The sequence below is a fragment of the Bradyrhizobium diazoefficiens genome, assembly GCF_016616885.1.
GTDB classification, from domain to species: Bacteria; Pseudomonadota; Alphaproteobacteria; order Rhizobiales; family Xanthobacteraceae; genus Bradyrhizobium; species Bradyrhizobium diazoefficiens_F.
In genome coordinates, this window is the sequence record NZ_CP067102.1 from 7,343,374 (window position 1) to 7,360,405 (window position 17,032).

At 64.9% G+C, this 17,032-nt stretch carries 18 protein-coding genes; 11 read left to right on the forward strand and 7 right to left on the reverse strand.

Annotated features, from left to right (window positions below; genetic code table 11):
• Positions 1 to 252: 252 nt before the first annotated feature.
• On the forward strand, positions 253 to 771 hold the full coding sequence (locus JJC00_RS34240) for a DUF6101 family protein (RefSeq protein WP_200470154.1): 519 nt from the start codon (positions 253 to 255) through the stop codon (positions 769 to 771).
• On the opposite strand, the gene ubiA is transcribed toward JJC00_RS34240, so the two are convergent.
• Complete coding sequence (gene ubiA / locus JJC00_RS34245; protein ID WP_200470155.1) at positions 768 to 1,700, reverse strand: 4-hydroxybenzoate octaprenyltransferase; 933 nt, start codon at positions 1,698 to 1,700, stop codon at positions 768 to 770. The two genes, JJC00_RS34240 and ubiA, sit on opposite strands and share 4 nt — an antisense overlap.
• Positions 1,697 to 2,356 carry a hypothetical protein gene (locus JJC00_RS34250; protein ID WP_200470156.1) on the reverse strand — a complete coding sequence of 220 codons (660 nt, stop codon included), beginning with the start codon at positions 2,354 to 2,356 and terminating at the stop codon, positions 1,697 to 1,699. The genes ubiA and JJC00_RS34250 overlap by 4 nt, the downstream gene beginning before the upstream one ends.
• A gap of 207 nt (positions 2,357 to 2,563) precedes the next feature.
• Between JJC00_RS34250 and JJC00_RS34255 the strand changes: the two genes are divergently transcribed.
• Positions 2,564 to 3,319 (forward strand): 16S rRNA (uracil(1498)-N(3))-methyltransferase, encoded by a 756-nt coding sequence (locus JJC00_RS34255; protein ID WP_200470157.1) that lies wholly within the window; start codon positions 2,564 to 2,566, stop codon positions 3,317 to 3,319.
• A 15-nt stretch (positions 3,320 to 3,334) separates the two neighbouring features.
• Here the strand turns inward: JJC00_RS34255 and JJC00_RS34260 are convergent, their stop codons facing one another.
• Both JJC00_RS34260 and JJC00_RS34265 read right to left on the reverse strand, forming a co-directional pair.
• A complete protein-coding gene (locus tag JJC00_RS34260) occupies positions 3,335 to 4,150 on the reverse strand; it encodes a helix-turn-helix domain-containing protein (protein ID WP_246774021.1) in 816 nt (271 codons plus the stop codon).
• A gap of 202 nt (positions 4,151 to 4,352) precedes the next feature.
• Complete coding sequence (locus JJC00_RS34265; protein ID WP_200470159.1) at positions 4,353 to 4,859, reverse strand: hypothetical protein; 507 nt, start codon at positions 4,857 to 4,859, stop codon at positions 4,353 to 4,355.
• A 382-nt stretch (positions 4,860 to 5,241) separates the two neighbouring features.
• Between JJC00_RS34265 and JJC00_RS34270 the strand changes: the two genes are divergently transcribed.
• The 5 genes from JJC00_RS34270 to JJC00_RS34290 all read left to right on the forward strand — a co-directional run bounded on the left by JJC00_RS34270 (position 5,242) and on the right by JJC00_RS34290 (position 10,294).
• Positions 5,242 to 6,393: an ATP phosphoribosyltransferase regulatory subunit gene (locus JJC00_RS34270; protein ID WP_200470160.1), complete on the forward strand. Its 1,152-nt coding sequence runs from the start codon at positions 5,242 to 5,244 to the stop codon at positions 6,391 to 6,393.
• A 3-nt stretch (positions 6,394 to 6,396) separates the two neighbouring features.
• Positions 6,397 to 7,374, forward strand: coding sequence for an ATP phosphoribosyltransferase (gene hisG, locus JJC00_RS34275; protein WP_200470161.1), 978 nt, complete (start codon positions 6,397 to 6,399; stop codon positions 7,372 to 7,374).
• 86 nt (positions 7,375 to 7,460) lie between these two features.
• Positions 7,461 to 8,495 (forward strand): glycosyltransferase family 2 protein, encoded by a 1,035-nt coding sequence (locus tag JJC00_RS34280; RefSeq protein ID WP_200470162.1) that lies wholly within the window; start codon positions 7,461 to 7,463, stop codon positions 8,493 to 8,495.
• Positions 8,492 to 9,337, forward strand: coding sequence for a ChbG/HpnK family deacetylase (locus JJC00_RS34285; RefSeq protein WP_200470163.1), 846 nt, complete (start codon positions 8,492 to 8,494; stop codon positions 9,335 to 9,337). Before JJC00_RS34280 ends, JJC00_RS34285 begins: the two co-directional genes overlap by 4 nt.
• Positions 9,338 to 9,463: 126 nt before the next feature.
• Positions 9,464 to 10,294 carry a DUF2076 domain-containing protein gene (locus tag JJC00_RS34290; protein WP_200470164.1) on the forward strand — a complete coding sequence of 277 codons (831 nt, stop codon included), beginning with the start codon at positions 9,464 to 9,466 and terminating at the stop codon, positions 10,292 to 10,294.
• A gap of 63 nt (positions 10,295 to 10,357) precedes the next feature.
• Here the strand turns inward: JJC00_RS34290 and JJC00_RS34295 are convergent, their stop codons facing one another.
• Together JJC00_RS34295 and JJC00_RS34300 are read right to left on the reverse strand one after the other, a co-directional pair.
• Positions 10,358 to 10,573 carry a hypothetical protein gene (locus tag JJC00_RS34295; protein WP_200470165.1) on the reverse strand — a complete coding sequence of 72 codons (216 nt, stop codon included), beginning with the start codon at positions 10,571 to 10,573 and terminating at the stop codon, positions 10,358 to 10,360.
• A gap of 115 nt (positions 10,574 to 10,688) precedes the next feature.
• Positions 10,689 to 11,504: a L,D-transpeptidase gene (locus JJC00_RS34300; RefSeq protein ID WP_200470166.1), complete on the reverse strand. Its 816-nt coding sequence runs from the start codon at positions 11,502 to 11,504 to the stop codon at positions 10,689 to 10,691.
• Positions 11,505 to 11,815: 311 nt separating this feature from the next.
• Here JJC00_RS34300 and JJC00_RS34305 point away from each other — a divergent pair, with 311 nt between their 5' ends.
• Complete coding sequence (locus tag JJC00_RS34305; protein WP_200470167.1) at positions 11,816 to 12,595, forward strand: protein phosphatase CheZ; 780 nt, start codon at positions 11,816 to 11,818, stop codon at positions 12,593 to 12,595.
• 164 nt (positions 12,596 to 12,759) lie between these two features.
• Here the strand turns inward: JJC00_RS34305 and JJC00_RS34310 are convergent, their stop codons facing one another.
• Positions 12,760 to 13,281 carry a hypothetical protein gene (locus JJC00_RS34310; RefSeq protein WP_200470168.1) on the reverse strand — a complete coding sequence of 174 codons (522 nt, stop codon included), beginning with the start codon at positions 13,279 to 13,281 and terminating at the stop codon, positions 12,760 to 12,762.
• A 317-nt stretch (positions 13,282 to 13,598) separates the two neighbouring features.
• On the opposite strand from JJC00_RS34310, the gene JJC00_RS34315 reads away from it, so the two are divergent.
• The 3 genes from JJC00_RS34315 (at position 13,599) to JJC00_RS34325 (ending at position 16,994) form a co-directional block, all read left to right on the forward strand.
• On the forward strand, positions 13,599 to 13,895 hold the full coding sequence (locus JJC00_RS34315) for a co-chaperone GroES (protein ID WP_027534160.1): 297 nt from the start codon (positions 13,599 to 13,601) through the stop codon (positions 13,893 to 13,895).
• A 117-nt stretch (positions 13,896 to 14,012) separates the two neighbouring features.
• Positions 14,013 to 15,641, forward strand: a complete 1,629-nt coding sequence (gene groL / locus JJC00_RS34320) for a chaperonin GroEL (RefSeq protein ID WP_200470169.1) — start codon at positions 14,013 to 14,015, stop codon at positions 15,639 to 15,641.
• A 141-nt stretch (positions 15,642 to 15,782) separates the two neighbouring features.
• Complete coding sequence (locus JJC00_RS34325; RefSeq protein ID WP_200470170.1) at positions 15,783 to 16,994, forward strand: hypothetical protein; 1,212 nt, start codon at positions 15,783 to 15,785, stop codon at positions 16,992 to 16,994.
• Positions 16,995 to 17,032: the final 38 nt, after the last annotated feature.

Sequence of the window (17,032 nt, forward strand, 5' to 3'; positions counted from 1 at the left end):
GGTTTCGGGGCGGTCGGGGCCCTGAACACCAGATGTGCCCAAATGGTGCGGACTTCAAGCATTATCAGCCCGCAGAACGCTCAGATTCGCGGCTTCCGCGCAACGTCTCGTCAATCATGCGCGCCAAGGTCTTGTCAATCATGGCGGGCGGTGACGCTGGATTAACCAGCCTTTTTAAGCGGTTTCGGAAACGAGCGCGCTAAGGTGCTCGCATCGACCGGGAACATAATCCTGGCGGGGAGAACTAAAGCCGTGAGGCGTCAAACAGCAACATGCGGGGCCAACCCCGCCGGGTCGAGCCGCAGCTTGCGGCTCGACCCCCTTTCCCTTCCGGTCCGCTTCGATGCGCATGATCCGCGCGCCGACGGCTACACCAGGCAAATCGAGCTTCATCGCGAACGTGTCGTGCTGCGCCGTGCTGTCCGCGGCATGCAGATGGCGATCAACGTCCGCGTCAGCGACTTCACCGGCGTCGCGCTGCGCGGCAATGACGAGGCGCAGACCCTCGTCCTGGTGCATCGCGATCCCTCACTCTCCGTTCCGCTGCTGGTCAGTGCCGATGGCGACGATCTCGCCGAAGCCTGGGCGATCTGGAGCGAGATCTTTGCGCTGCCGCAACTCGACGAAGGTGCCCGCAAACCGGCACCGCGTCGCCGTCGCCACAACGCGATCCGCGACCGCCGTCCGAAATTCCTGATGCGCCGCCGCACCGCCATGACGCGCGAGCTGCCGGTTCATCGCGAAGAACGCGAGATCATCGCACGGAACTAAGCCGCTCGCATCACCGCGTCGACCAGCAATCCCGCAAACAGCAGCGCCCCTGCGTACTTGTTCGAATAGAACAGCCGCTTGCAGAGCTCGGGATTCTCGATCCGGAGCCGCATGATCTGCGACGCCAGATGCGCGGCGAAGGCCGCAAGCCCGATCCACGCCGGCCAGCGCGCATCGCCTGACGCCAGCGCAACACCGATCAGCATCACCGCGAGGCCATAGAACAGGATCAGCGCCTGATGCGTATGTGCGCCGAACAGGCGCGCGGTGGACTTGATGCCGATCAGCGCGTCGTCCTCGGCGTCCTGATGCGCATAGATGGTGTCATAGCCGATCACCCAGGAAATCGCGCCGGCATAGAGCACCAGTGCGGTGACGTCGATGCGCCCGAAGGTGACGGCGAATCCCATCAGGGCGCCCCAGGAGAAAGCCAGCCCGAGCACGATCTGCGGCCACCAGGTGATGCGCTTCATGAAGGGATAGATCGCAACGATCAGAAGCGAGGCGATCCCGGTCAGAACCGCGAAGCGGTTGAACTGCAAGAGCACCACGAGCCCGATCAGGGCCTGCGCGACCATGAAGGCCAGCGCCTGTTTGGTGGTCACCTGCCCCGACGGCAGCGGCCGCGAGCGGGTGCGCTCGACCTTGTCGTCGAGGTCGCGGTCGGTGATGTCGTTCCAGGTGCAGCCGGCACCGCGCATCACGAAGGCGCCGATGAAGAACAGCACGATGACAAGCGGCAGGCGATGGACATCATGCGCCATGCCGCTCGCGAGTGCGGCCGACCACCAGCACGGCATCAAGAGCAGCCAGGAGCCGATCGGACGATCGAAGCGGGACAAGCGCAGATACGGCCGCGCCCATTGCGGCGCGAGCGTATCGACCCAGTTGCCGGTGGAATCGGCAACGCGGGCGGATGCGTCGCTCATCGGGTGAGGACGTTGCCGTTGAGTGTGTCGAAGGTGCTGCCGCCCTTCTTGCCGGCATTGGCTTCCGGCGCCGAGCCCGAACCCACCACCTCACTCAGCGACGGACCGGCCGGACCGCGCGGTTGGTTCTGCATCTGCTGCGCAACGTTGCAGACCTTCGTCGCCATGGCCTCGGTGTTCTTGTGGCCGTCCTTCATCTGGGCGCCGACGTTCGCCGGGATTCCGCATTTGGCGGCATGAACCTCGATGTATTTGATCATCTTGGTCTCAGCCTGGCTGAAATTGCGGATCAGCTTGCAGGCCTCGTCCGGCGGCGCGTGACGATCGCTCGCGGCCTTGATCAGCTTGCCGCGCTTCTCGGCCTCCTCGCGGAGCGGCATGAACGCCTTCATGCAATCCTCGCCGGGACCGCCTTGCGTCGGCGGCGCCGCGCTGAATGCGCCGGCACCACCGATGGGGGCCGCGCCGTTGGTCGGGAACGAGGCTTGCGGCGCACCGCCGACGGAGGCGACTGGCGCCGAACCGTTGACGGGCGGAAACGCGGAACTGGTTGCGGCCTGGTTCGGCAGCGGCGCCGGGAACCCCTGGGCATGAGCGCCGACGGCGCCCATGGTGACCATGGCGGCAGTGATCGGAACCATCAAACGACGGATCATCAAGATAGTCTCTCCGGCAGGAGCTTACGGGCTCGGCGTCTTCCCAATTGAAGCGCAACCAGCGTGCTCGCGATTTTACGATTCCCGCCGGGGCTTAACAACCCGTCGAATAGGGCAAGAGCGCGGCGCGCCGACGCACCAATTTGGCAATATTTACCGAAACGGCTGCTTTCGGTTAAGAACGGCGGCAAATCGGACTTTTGATCAATGCCCTCCCACGATTTTCGCGCCCCCCGCCTGTTCGTCGAGCTCCCCTTGGCCCAGGATGCCAGGGTTCCGCTCGACCGTGACCAGAGCAACTACCTCGGCAATGTGCTGCGGCTGGCCGCAGGCGCCGAGGTTTTGGCCTTCAACGGCCGCGACGGCGAATGGCAGGCCGCAATCGAAGGCCGCAAGCGGCCCGACAACCTCGTCATCCTCCAGCAAGTCCGCCGCCAGGATCGGCTGCCCGACCTCGCTTACGTCTTCGCCCCGCTCAAGCATGCCCGGCTCGATTACACCGTCCAGAAGGCTGTGGAGATGGGCGCCGCCATCCTGCAACCGGTCCAGACCCGGTTCACCCAGGCCTCCCGCGTCAACACCGAGCGCATGCGCGCCAACGTCGTCGAGGCCGCCGAGCAATGCGGGATCCTGAGCCTCGCCACCGTGGCCGAACCCGCGCCGCTCGAGCGCTACCTCAGCCAGCGCCCCGCCGACCGCCTGCTGGTGTTCTGCGACGAGGCGGCCGAGGTCGAGAATCCCATCCGGAGCCTGCAACAGGCGCGCGCGTCCGGGCACGGTATCGACGTCCTGATCGGCCCCGAAGGCGGCTTCGCCGAGGAAGAGCGGGATTTGCTGCTGCGCCAGCCCAGGATCCTGCGGCTGGCGCTGGGCCCGCGGATCCTGCGGGCCGACACGGCCGCAGTGGCGGCGCTGGCGCTGGTGCAGGCCGTGCTGGGCGATTGGGGCGCCACGGGCGATTAGCTCGCGATATCCCGGCTAGCCGTGCTCCCGCAAGGATCGATGCAGAGTTTCGGACGGCAGCTCGCCGAACGCCGCCCGGTAACTCGCCGCGAACTCGCTCAAATGCCAGAAGCCATGGGCAATGGCACAGGCCTTCACGCTGCGCCGTCCCGGGCCGGTGCGCAGCTGCCGGCGCACCGACCAGAGGCGCAGGACCCGGCTATAGCGATGCGGGCTCATGCCGCAGATGGCCTGCGTCGCACTCTGGAGGGTCCGAACCGACACGCCCACCCGCTCGGCCATTTCGGTCGTCTTGAGCCAGATCGTCAGATCGTGCCGGATCAATCTTTCCATGCCGGCGACGATCCGCAGATAGCTCTCCGTCGTGGCGTGCACGGACCTGCTGTCCACGCTGGTCTGGATGGCGCCGTCGATCGCGCTGAGCAGCGATTGTTCGACAACCGCTCGCGACGTCGGCTCGTTCAGGAAGTCCGGATCATTGGCGGCGGTTTCAAGCGTCACGGAGATCAGGCTCCGCAGGGAGGCAAGCATGTCCGATGCCGGGCTCAGCAGATGATAGCCATCCAGTCGAGACCAGGGCTCGCACGCGGGCGGCGTGAAGTAGACGACGCCGATCAGACGGCCGACCGGCTCATAGACCAGGCAATCGGACGCGCCCTTCAGAATGACGATCGAACTGCCGATTGACTGCCCATTGATGCGGGTCGAGGTCACGTGGTCCATCGGCACCACCACGGCGGCGGCGTGCGCCAACTGATAGCCGCGAATGATGCGCGGGAAGGTCTGCACCAATGACAGGCTCAGGGTCGGCAGACTGAGCCGCGCGCGCATGATCGCAGTCGAGCCGGCAGACAACGGCATGCTGGACGCACCGGCATATCTCTCAGTGTCGCCGAAATGATCGATGTCATACGACTGGAGCTCGAGCGCCGAGGATGGCTTGAGCCCCTGGAACGACAACAAGCGCTGCGCAGCGCCTTTTTGAACCCCATCGCGAGCAATGTTGAGATGGCTTTGATCCATGTCGTGCCGCTTACTTCGCCTTCTTCGTCGCCACGACGACTTTGGCAGCACTGAGATCATCCGGTCCGTTGATGCCGGCGCGCTTGAGATCGCGAAGCAGCTTCGTCAGCAGCAGCATGTTGGTCTTCTGTAGCTCGTGGTTGTTGCCAAACTTGAATGCGTTCTGCTCGGTCACGATCAACCCGGCCTTGGTCTCAGCGAGAATCTTCCGCCTCTTCAATCCCGCCACGCGACGACGAACCGTCTCCAGCGGCAGGCTGAGAAAGCGAGAGAGTGCCGCGCGGGACACGCCCTGCTTGATCGTATCCGGCTCGACCGTGTGAATGCTGGAAAACTCCTCGTCCAGCGACGGATCGTTCATCACGTTGATGACGTTCGCATTGAGAATCGCATGAACGATCAGAAGGTCCATCGGATCGAATTCGTCGTAGTTCCGGAACATCTCGCTGATCGAAAACAGCATGTAGGCCAGCGTGTGTCGCGAGACCGTCCGGATGATATCAGAAGCATTGTGCATGAATCGGAAACCAATAGTTATCTTGTAAACGAAGGCAGCCGTGAACGTATCATCTCGCCTACCCAAATTGAGTATGCGACAATCGATTGCGGACGGATGCGGAGACGCCCCTAGCCGACTTGAACGAGCACGAAACAGCCTTGCGGCGTCCCGGCGCAATTGGCGCCGCGGAGAATCCAGAATAGGGTATTAAATTACCTGCTCTCCAGTCCGGTGGGGCGACTGCGGGCAGGATAGTCCGGATGGCTCCAAAGTCGTTAAGCGATTGATCCTTTGGAGGTCGAAACCGTTTTCCGGCCATGCTAAGGGCTGCGCCAATTCCTGTGCCTCCCCTTTGGCCTCCCCTTGCCTGCCCGGTTCCACCGGGACGATGGATCCCGAGATGACCGCGACTGCCACCTCAAATGCTGCCGGCTCCGCCGCCTGGGCGGATACGCTGCTGTTGTCGTTTGCGCAGGCCGGCTACGTCAGGGCCGAGCCCGCCATCCTGCAACCGGCCGAGCCGTTTCTCGATCTGTCCGGCGAGGACATCCGCAAAAGCCTCTATCTGACGACGGACCTGTCCGGCGAAGAGCTCTGCCTCCGCCCCGACCTGACGATCCCCGTGGCGCGCGACTATCTCGCCTCCAGCCGCGCCGGCCAGCCGGCCGGGTTCAGCTATCTGGGTCCCGTGTTCCGCTACCGCAGCGGACAGGCCAGTGAATTCCTTCAGGCCGGGATCGAGTCGTTCGGCCGCCAGGATCGTGCTGCCGCGGATGCCGAGACACTGGCGCTGGCGCTGGAGGCGACCGCCGCTTTCGGCGTGCGCGACGTCGAGATCCGCACCGGCGACGTGGCGCTGTTCAACGCATTGCTCGACGCGCTCGACCTTTATCCGGTCTGGCGCCGCCGCCTGGTCAAGGACTTCCATCGCAAGATCAGCCTGGAACAGGATCTGGAAGGGCTGGCCCGCACCACCGCAACCACGCGCAGCGAATATGAGGGCGTGCTGGCCGCGCTCGCCGGCTCCGATCGCAAGGCGGCGCTGGCCTTCGTCACCGATCTGATGTCGATCGCCGGCACCATCAATGTCGGTGGGCGCACCACGGCCGAGATCGCCGACCGCTTCCTCGAGCAGTCGACGCTGAAGGGCGGCGCGCTGCCGCGCGAGGCGATCACCGTGCTGAAGCGCTTCCTGTCGATCTCAGGCAATCCGGACGATGCCATTGCCGAGCTGCGCGCGCTGACCGCTAACGCAAAGCTCGACCTTGCCGGCGCGATCGACCAGTTCGAGAGCCGGATCGGCTTCATGGCGGCGCGCGGCATCGACGTGAAGAATACGCGCTTCTCGACAGCGTTCGGACGCGGCCTTGATTACTACACCGGCTTCGAATTCGAGCTGCATCACAAGGGCAACGGCGCCGAGCCGCTGGTTGCCGGTGGCCGCTATGATGGACTGATGACCCAGCTCGGATCGCCGGCGCCGATCCCGGCCGTCGGCTTCTCGGTCTGGGTGGACGCGCTGACCAGGATCGGCCGCAAGGTGGGAGCTTAAGTCATGAGCGCGCCATTTGTTCTGGCCGTTCCCTCCAAGGGTCGCCTCCAGGAAAACACTGAGGCCTTCTTCTCCCGTGCCGGGCTGAAACTGTCGAAGGCCGGCGGCGCCCGCGACTATCGCGGCACGCTTGCAGGCCTCGACAATGTCGAGGTCGCCTATCTCTCGGCGAGCGAGATCGCATCGCAGCTCGCCCGCGGCTTGGCGCATCTCGGTGTCACCGGCGAAGACCTGGTGCGCGAGAATATCGCCGACGCCGACAAGCACGTGTCGCTGATCGACGGGCTCGGCTTCGGCTATGCCGACGTCGTGGTCGCGGTGCCGCAGGCCTGGATCGACGTCCGCACCATGGCGGATCTCGACGACGTCACCACCGGCTTCCGCGAGCAGCATCACATGCGGATGCGGGTCGCGACCAAGTTCGTCAACCTCACCCGCAGCTTCTTCCAGAACCACGGCATCACCGATTACCGCATCGTCGAAAGCACGGGCGCAACCGAAGGCGCGCCGGCGGCCGGCAGCGCCGAGCTGATCGTCGACATCACCACCACAGGCGCAACGCTCGCCGCAAACGGCTTGCGGGTGCTCGACGACGGCGTGATCCTGCGCAGCCAGGCCAATCTGGTCGCCTCGAAGGAGGCCGACTGGTCGCCGCAGGCCCGCGAGACCGCCCGCGTCATTCTCGACCACATCGCGGCCCGGGCCCGGGCCAACAAATACCGCGAGGTCCGGACCCGCTTCCGGCAGTGCGACACCGCCCTGCTCACTGAGGCTCACAGCCGGTTCGGCGTCGAGGCTCCGTTCGGCGGACCGACCTCGTCGGGCATGCTCACGCTGCACTGCCCGCCCGGACAGCTTTATGCGCTCGCGAGTTTCCTGCGCGACCATGGCGCCGAGACGGTCTCGGCGGTCTCGCTCGACTACGTGTTCGACCGGGAGAACCCGCTGTTCGCCAAGCTCGAAGCGTTCCTGCGGCCGTGAGCCTCAGGTCCGTTCAGCGTAGCGACAGCAAGTGGCAGCTACCATATGCTGCTGAGATGATTTCGACGCCTCTGGAACCTTGATCGATGACGCTGGGCTCTGACGTTTCCGGCCTGACCACCATCGCAGCGAATGCCGCGAAGGGGCTGTCGATCGTCGTCCCTGTCTATAACGAGGCGGCGGGCCTCGCCGTGCTGCACCAGCGCATCTGCGATATCGCCAGGACCTTGCGGCAGCGCTACCGGCTTGCCTGCGAAGTCGTCTATGTCGACGACGGCAGCGCGGACGCGACGCTGTCGATCGCCCGTTCGCTGCCGGCCGACGCGATCGACGTCCAGGTGGTCTCGCTGTCGCGCAATTTCGGCAAGGAGGCCGCGCTGATGGCCGGCCTCGACCACGCGCGCCTCGGCGCGGTCATGTTCATGGATGGCGACGGCCAGCATCCACCAGCGCTGGTCGAACAGCTGGTGCGACACTGGATCGAGGACGGCTATGACGTCGTCTATACGGCCAAGGCGCATCGCGACAACGAGCCTTTCCTGCGCCGTCTCGCCGGGCGCGGCTTCTACGCGCTGATCAACTGGGGCGCGCGCCAGAAGATCCCGGAAGACGCCGGCGACTTCCGCTTGCTGTCGCCGCGCGCGGTCGCGGCACTCAGGCAGCTGCCGGAGCGCAACCGCTTTTTCAAGGGTCTTGCAAGCTGGATCGGCTTTCGCCAGATCCGCGTCGACTACGAGCCGGCGCCGCGTATCCATGGTGTGACGACCTTCAGCGCCGCGCGACTGCTCGGTCTTTCGATCGAAGGCGTGACTTCGTTCTCGGTCGCACCGCTGCGCTTTGCGAGCCTGCTCGGCGTGTTGCTCGCTGGCGGCGCTTTCCTGTTCGGCCTCTCGATCCTCTGGGAAGTCTTCACCACCGGTAAGCAGGTGCCCGGCTATCCCTCGCTCGTGATCGGCCTGATGACGATCGGCGGCGTGCAGCTCATCATGATCGGCATCGTCGGCGAATATATCGGCAAGATCCTCTCCGAGCTGAAGGCGCGTCCGATCTACTTCGTCGCCGAACATAGCGAAAAGCATTTTGAAGCCGACAAGGCATCGAACAGGACCGCGGCCGAATGAGCGCGGCGGCTACGCCGCGGCGGATCTGGCTCTGCGCCGACGATTACGGCATCAGCCCGGGCGTCAACCGCGCCATCCGCGACCTGATCGAGCGCGGCCGCCTCAACGCGACCTCGGTGATGATGGTCGGCCCCGCGATCGAGCATGGCGAGATCGACGCGCTTCAGGCCGCAGCGAAGACAAGCCCGCGCTGCGCGATCGGATTGCATGTGACGCTGTCGGCGCCGTTCCGCCCCCTCACCATGCATTTCCGTCCGCTCGACGGCGACATGTTCATGGCCTTTCCAAAACTGCTGCGCGCCGGATTGATGCGGCGGCTCGACCGCGAATTCTTTCGCAACGAGGTGAGAGCGCAGCAGGCGGCCTTCGCGGAAGCGTTCGGCCGCGCGCCCGACTTCGTCGACGGCCATCAGCATGTACAGCTGTTTCCGCAAGTGCGCGACGGCTTCGTCGATGCCGTCAGCGAGGCAGCGCCTCACGCGTGGGTGCGCCAGGGCGGACGCGACCTGCCGCTGGCGCAACGGCTCACTTCACCAAAAGCGATGTTGCTCGATGTCCTCAGCGCACAATTCCGCCGCCGCGCGGGGCGCGCCGGTCTTGCGTTCAATCCCGCCTTTGCCGGCGCCTATGATTTCACGCGCGCGGCCGATTTCGGCGATCTGATGCGGCAGTTCCTGGAAGGTCTCCCCGAGGGCGGCCTCGTGATGTGCCATCCCGGCTTCGTCGACGAGGTCCTTACCGGCCTCGACCCAATGACGGATGTCAGGGAACGCGAGCATGCCTATCTCGCGAGCGACGCCTTCGCGCAGCTGCTCGCGGCCAGCCACGTGACATTGGAATGAAACCGGCGAAAGCGAGGGCCGCGAGGCAGTCTGTCGCATACCGAAATTTAATCCAGCCGCCACTGTTGGGGCCACAATGGAACCCTACATCCCGGTTGCGCTTGTTTCGCGCGAGGGAGACAGACCATGACGCCGCAGGAACGCCAACTCGTCGACGAGCTTTTCGACCGGCTTTCGAAACTGGAAAATGCACCGCGCGATCCCGACGCGATCGCCGCGATTTCGGACGGGCTGCGCAAGGCGCCCGGCGCGGTCTATGCGCTGGTGCAGACCACGCTGTTGCAGGACGAAGCGCTGAGGCGCGCCCATGACCGCATCCAGGAGCTGGAAGCGGCCCATGCGCCCGAGCAGGCCCAGTCCGGCGGCTTCCTGGATACCATGCGCGACACGCTGTTCGGCTCGAGCCCATCCCGCGGCTCGGTTCCGAACGTGCCGCCGCGCGACTCTCGACCGGTCTGGAACAGCGGCCAGGCGATGCAGCAGGCCCAGCCGGGCTATGGCCAGCCGCCTTATGGTCAGGCTTACGGGCAAGGCCAGGGTTACGGACAAGGCGCCCCGCCGGTCGGCGGTGGCGGCGGCTCGTTCCTGGGCACGGCAGCGGCGGCCGCGGCCGGCGTGGTCGGCGGCTCGCTGCTGCTCTCAAGCATCCGCGGCATGATGGGCGGCGGATCGCACCAGGCTTTTGGCGACACCACGATCATCGAGGAACGCGGTGGCGGCAGCCCGTGGAGTGGTGGCGACCAGTCCGGCGGCTCGCTGGCGCGCGATGCCGGCCTCAACGACATCGGATCGAACCGGGATTCGCGCCAAGATTCCCACCAAGGCTTGTTCGACCAGGCCTCGAACGATCGCGACGGCAATGATCAGGACGACGACAACAACGGCAACGGCAATACGGACCTCGCCGACGACAGCGACTTCGGCGGCGGAGACGACGGCGGCAGCGATTACGCCTGAGCAAGTCCGATCCGCAGAGCAGAACGGCCGCCAAATTGGCGGCCGTTTTGTCTCTTGCGGCGGTCAGCCGCCCCAGTTCTGATAGGGATTGCTGTATTCGACCGGCGCCGAGTACGGGACTGGGCGAGGAGCATAGGCGAAGCCCTCAGCCGCGCGCGGCGTGAGCTGGGGGACGAAGGTCTGGCCAGCAGGGGCGACATGGTGTCGATGATGCACGGTCCCCGCACTAACCGAGGCGGTCAGGGCGACGAGAACACCCAAAGCCAAGATCGTACGCATCGCATTGCTCCAAGGTGAGTGGCTATGCGTACTACGTAGGACCAGGGTTTTACCGCACCATCCGCCGCTCCTTCACGACTGCTCACATCTGCGGCATCGCTGATGCCGCAGGCCCTCACATCACCACGACCTTGGTGCCGACATTGACGCGGCCGTAGAGGTCGATGACGTCCTCGTTGCGCATGCGGATGCAGCCGGAGGAGACGTTGGTGCCGATGGTCCAGGGTTCGTTGGAGCCGTGGATGCGGTAGAGCGTGGAGCCCAGATACATCGCGCGCGCGCCGAGCGGATTTTCCGGGCCGCCTTCCATGTGCCGCGGCAGATCGGGGCGGCGGGCAAGCATTTCCGCCGGCGGCGTCCAATTCGGCCATTCGCGCTTGGCCGTGATCGACTTCACGCCGGACCAGGTGAAGCCCTCGCGTCCGACGCCGATGCCGTAACGCATCGCTCGGCCGTTGCCCTCGACGAGATAGAGAAACTTGTTCGAGGAATCGACCACGATCGTGCCGGCACTTTCCTTGCCGCTGTAGTCAACAAGTTGTTTCTCGAATTTCGGATCGAACGGACGCTGCCGCGGATCGATCGCCTCCTGCTGGAGACTTGCGCCTTGCTGATATCCACCCTGCATCTGCAGCTCGCCCATCGGCGGCAGGCCGCGCGGATCGGCATAGGCGGGCTGCTGCTGATAGATCGACTGCTGCGGCGCATAGGCCGGGCCGCGGCCGGGTCCGTCGCCGAACAGGAACTCGATGAAGCCGCCGCCCATGTTGGCATTGGAGGCGACGCGCACCGGCGCCGGCGGGACCCGCGGCTGGTAGAGCACCGCGGGCGGATCGTTCGGTACGGTATTGTCAAAAGCTGCGGCGCGATCGGCGCCGACAATGAAGGCGCACGCGCTGCCGAGCAGCGCGACAGACATTTTCTTGAACATCGACGTACTCTGTACTGTTTCGTCTCATTGCATTCGCCGCCGAACGCGTTGGCTGTCCGCGTCCTCGACGTGGTCAATAAAGAGCAAACTCCGTTTCGTTTGGTAAACGGAAGCAGCGTTTCGATTCACCACGTCGCGAGCGGCGCTGCAATTTGGCGATCAGCGTTTATTTTCGATGAAGGGGCGAGCCTCATGGTTAATCGCCCGTTTGCATGCCGGCGCGCGCGGCCGCACAACAGTTCCTGCTGTGAACCTCGTGTTAAATTGCTTCTGCCTACAAAGACGCGTGAGTGAGGTGGGGGGAGTTCCTGATGGCTGTTCACCGCAAGCGTTTTCGTGTCGAGGATATCGCCGGTGGCGAGATGCCGATTCTTGACGTAGCAGAAGAGGCAGGCCCGATGCATAGCGAGATTATGGCGGAGCTGCGCGCGATCCGCGCACAGATGGCAAAGGGCTCGGTGCCCCTGAGCGGCAGCGCGGCCATGGCGGCGATCGACGCCTCCACGGCCCAGGAGCTTTCCGACGCACGCACGATGCTCGATACCTATCGGGCCCAGATCGAGCAGTGCGAGAAGCTGAAGGTCGAGCTCGACCTCATCCATGACGCCATCGACCGCACCAAGCGCGAGATCGCGACCCTGCACGGCAAGAGCTTCGACGGCGGCGAGATGGCCAAGGTCAACGGCGAGCTCGGTGCGGTGGTCGGCGGTACCGAACAGGCGACCCAGCAGATTCTCGAAGCCGCCGAGTCGATCGACCAGTCGGCATCCGCCCTCGGCAAGGTCGACTCGATCGACCAGCAGAAGCGCCTCGCCGACGACATCCAGGAACGCGTCATCTCGATCTTCGAGGCCTGCAACTTCCAGGACCTGACCGGCCAGCGCATCAGCAAGGTGATGGGCACGATGAAGTTCATCGAGCAGCACATCAATGCGATGATGGACATCTGGGGTGGCGTGGACGCGATCAAGTCCCACGTGCCGGCGCAGGTCGACACCCGCAGCGAGGACGACAAGCTGCTCAACGGCCCGAAGCTCGCCGGCGACGTCGGCCACGCCTCGCAGGACGACATCGACGCGCTGTTCGACTGAGCGAACGCGACAGAGAGACAAACAAAACGCCGGCGCGAGCCGGCGTTTTTGTTTCTCGTCATTGCGAGGAGCGAAGCGACGAAGCAATCCAGGCTGCCTCCGCAGAGACAGCCTGGATTGCTTCGCTTCGCTCGCAATGACGAGGGGTTAGGTCAGCGCCCGCCTTACGCCCTTGGCGCGCAGCGGACGTAGACCATGTTGCCGTAGCGGGTGGCGGCGTCCTTATCGATGAAGCGGGTGATCATGACGCGGCCGTCGAAGGAGACGATCTCGCGGTCCTGCTCGCCTGGCGTCGGACCGGACGGGCCGATATAGTTCTTGCCGCTCGGCGAGCCCTTCAGCCGCAGCTCCTGCGGCGTGGCCTGGTCGGCCAGATGCATGACCACGCCGCCGGAGGTACCGGCGCCGATTACGTAAGGGTTTTTGCACTGGGCCCGCGCGGCCGCCTCGGTGCGGGCGCGGTCGGCCGGGTTCTGGAACGAGGCAAGGCCCCAGCGGCCGACGATCTCGTCGGCGCGGATCGAGGCCGGCATCTCCGGCGCGACGCCGGGCTCGGTCTCGGGCGCCGGCTGAGACGACGAGAAGGACGGCAGGCTCATGCCGCCGCCGCAGGCGCCGAGCAGCAATGCCAGGCAAGAGGCGGCGGCCAGATTGGCAAATGTGCGCGCGTGAGCTGAACTGATCATGGCATCCCCCCGAACAAGACCATGGCCGCATCCCTCCCGCAGCCAAGCGCAAAACCGCAGCCGTAGCAATGACGTCCTAATATACGCCAGCGCGCCGAACGAGTTTCCAGTCCCACCATCCTATATCCGCCTCACCAATCGCTTAACCACCTTTGCTTGACAGGATCGCAGCCAAGCCATATCCCCTGCGCCTATTAGCACTCGAAAAGACCGATTGCTAAGGGCGCCGTTCGATCCTCGGGAAGAGGATGGACGGCAGCGCCGCCCCCACCCACATCCGCTGCTTTCGGAAAAGCGAGCCTCCAAAGGGAAACGTCATGGCTAAGTCCAAATTTCGTCCGCTGCATGACCGTGTCGTGGTCAAACGTATCGACGCCGAGGAAAAGTCCAAGGGCGGCATCATCATCCCCGACACCGCCAAGGAAAAGCCGTCCCAGGGCGAAGTCGTCGCCGTCGGCTCCGGCGGCCGTGACGAAGCTGGCAAGCTGATTCCGATCGACCTCAAGGTCGGCGACCGCGTTCTGTTCGGCAAGTGGTCCGGCACCGAGGTCAAGATCGACAACGAAGAGCTCCTGATCATGAAGGAGTCGGACATCATGGGCGTGATGGCCTAAGGCCAGACGCCTGAACGGCCGCTGAATGCCATGCCCGGATCATCAGGTCCGGGCATCCATCATTCCGCCGCACAGCACCAAACAAGACACATCACGAAACACGAGGGACTGCAGATCATGGCTGCCAAGGACGTCAAATTTTCCGGAGACGCGCGCGATCGCATGCTGCGCGGCGTCGACATTCTCGCCAACGCCGTCAAGGTGACGCTCGGCCCCAAGGGCCGCAACGTCGTCATCGAGAAGAGCTTCGGCGCGCCCCGCATCACCAAGGACGGCGTCACCGTCGCCAAGGAGATCGAGCTCGAGGACAAGTTCGAGAACATGGGCGCCCAGATGGTGCGTGAGGTCGCATCCAAGACCAACGACCTCGCCGGCGACGGCACCACCACCGCGACCGTGCTGGCCCAATCCATCGTGCGCGAAGGTGCCAAGTCGGTTGCCGCCGGCATGAACCCGATGGACCTCAAGCGCGGCATCGACATCGCGGTCGCAGCCGTCGTCAAGGACATCGAGAAGCGCGCCAAGCCGGTCGCCTCCTCCGCCGAGGTCGCCCAGGTCGGCACCATCTCGGCCAACGGCGATGCCGCCATCGGCAAGATGATCGCCCAGGCGATGCAGAAGGTCGGCAACGAGGGCGTCATCACCGTCGAGGAAAACAAGTCGCTCGACACCGAAGTCGACATCGTCGAGGGCATGAAGTTCGACCGCGGCTATCTCAGCCCCTACTTCGTCACCAACCCCGAGAAGATGACCGCCGAGCTCGAGGACGCCTACATCCTCCTGCACGAGAAGAAGCTCTCCGGCCTGCAAGCCATGCTGCCGGTGCTGGAAGCCGTGGTGCAGTCGGGTAAGCCGCTCGTCATCATCGCCGAGGACGTCGAGGGCGAGGCGCTGGCCACCCTGGTCGTCAACCGCCTGCGTGGCGGCCTCAAGGTTGCCGCCGTCAAGGCGCCGGGCTTCGGTGATCGCCGCAAGGCCATGCTGGAAGACCTCGCGATCCTGACCGGCGGTCAGCTGATCTCCGAAGACCTCGGCATGAAGCTCGAGAACGTCACGGTGAAGATGCTGGGACGCGCGGGCAAGGTCGTGATCGACAAGGAGAACACCACGATCGTCAAGGGCGCCGGCAAGAAGCCGGAAATCGAGGCCCGCGTCGGCCAGATCAAGGCCCAGATCGAGGAGACCACCTCGGACTACGACCGTGAGAAGCTCCAGGAGCGTCTCGCCAAGCTTGCCGGCGGCGTCGCGGTGATCCGCGTCGGCGGCGCCACCGAGATCGAGGTCAAGGAGAAGAAGGACCGCGTCGAGGACGCGCTCAACGCCACCCGCGCCGCGGTGCAGGAAGGCATCGTCCCCGGCGGCGGCGTGACGCTGCTGCGCGCCAAGAAGGCGGTCGGCCGTCTCACCAACCCCAATGCCGACGTGCAGGCCGGCATCAACATCGTGCTGAAGGCGCTGGAAGCTCCGATCCGCCAGATCTCGGAGAATGCCGGCGTGGAGGGTTCGATCGTGGTCGGCAAGATCCTCGAGAACAAGTCCGAGACCTTCGGCTTCGACGCCCAGACCGAGGAGTATGTCGACATGATCGGGAAGGGCATCATCGATCCCGCCAAGGTGGTGCGCACCGCGCTCCAGGACGCCTCGTCCGTGGCCGGCCTCCTGGTCACCACCGAAGCCATGGTCGCCGAGGCGCCGAAGAAGGAAGCCGCGCCCGGCATGCCGGCCGGCGGCATGGGCGGCTTCTAAGCCCATCCTCACCTGACAGTATTGCGAAGGCCGCCTCCGGGCGGCCTTCTTTTTTGCCGATCATGCCTCACGCTTTCCGATTCAACCGGCGGCCAAAACCCACTACGGTGGCGCCGATTCTTTCGATCGAGGATTTCGTCAATGCGCGCGCTTCTGATCTGCTCCACCGCCGTTTTGGCGATCCTGCTTGCAGTTCCGCCCGAGGTCGCCTCGGCCCAGATGAAGCTGTCGCCGAAGGCCACGGCGCCGGGCGGCATGGAGACGCGCTATTTCACCTCGATCGACGGCCTGATGGACGGCAATGCCGACGTGATCCTGAAAGAGACGCGGCAGGGCAAGACGGTCACTGCGGCGGTGCTCGACGTCTGCTACCCCGTCGCCAAGAACTCCGACCGCAAGGACCGCTTCGTCGTCAATCTCCAGATCGCGGGCCAGACGCTGACCGGCACGACCGCGAGCCTCGGCGCGAAGGCGCCTGTTACGGTCAAGCTCACGCGCAAGCCGACCGGCGACACCTTCGAGTTCCGCGGCCAGATCGGCATCGGCCAGACCGTGACCGAGGTGACCTCGCCCGACAATGCCGATCTCAGCGAGAAGGAATTTCTGGACAACCAGACCACCGACGACGGCATCACGCCCCAGCCGAAGGATTTTACCGAAGTCTCGCCGGAGGCGATCGCGGTCAAGGTCAAGCTGGATAACGCGACCGACTTCCTGAAGAGCCTCAAGGGCCAGGACGTCGAAGTGACGCTGGCAAGTCTCTCCGTCGGCTGCGACGCGTTGCGTGCCGGCGAGCAGACCATCAACATGTCGGTCGATCCAGAGCGCGCGGTCGCGCTGCTCGCGAAATTCAAGGCGATGCCGGGTGTCACAGCCGCGGGCTGGACCGCGGGGCTGGCCGAGATGGACCGCACCATCCGCATCTCCGCCGCCGACTGGCGCGACGGCGACAAGATCAACCGCGACAAGCTCGCCGCTGCAATTGCCGGCGTGCTGAGCAAGACGCTCGCGGCCAAGCCGGCCTCGCAGAGCTTCAACGCCGCCACCGGCAAGCTCAAGCTCGTCTTCAAGCGGCCGAACCAGGATTTCCCGGCGCTCGAGCTCACCGACACGATCGAGGTCTCGGGCCTCGTCTCCGCGGACAAGCCGGGGACGACGGACAAGCTGATCGTCTGGATCGGCAGCCCCTCGACCACGACCGCCGACGAGAGCAGCGGCGCGAAGCTCAACGTGTCGGACGAAGCGACGGCCGATGAAGAAGGCGACCAGCCCGACGACAACGGCTCGATCGAGGCGCTCGCTAGGGAGTTGAAAGGCCAGCGCTGGGACGCCGACAAGTCGGTGTGGAAGTAGGCTCTCGTGCCCCGGACGCAGCGCAGCGCTTCTGCAGC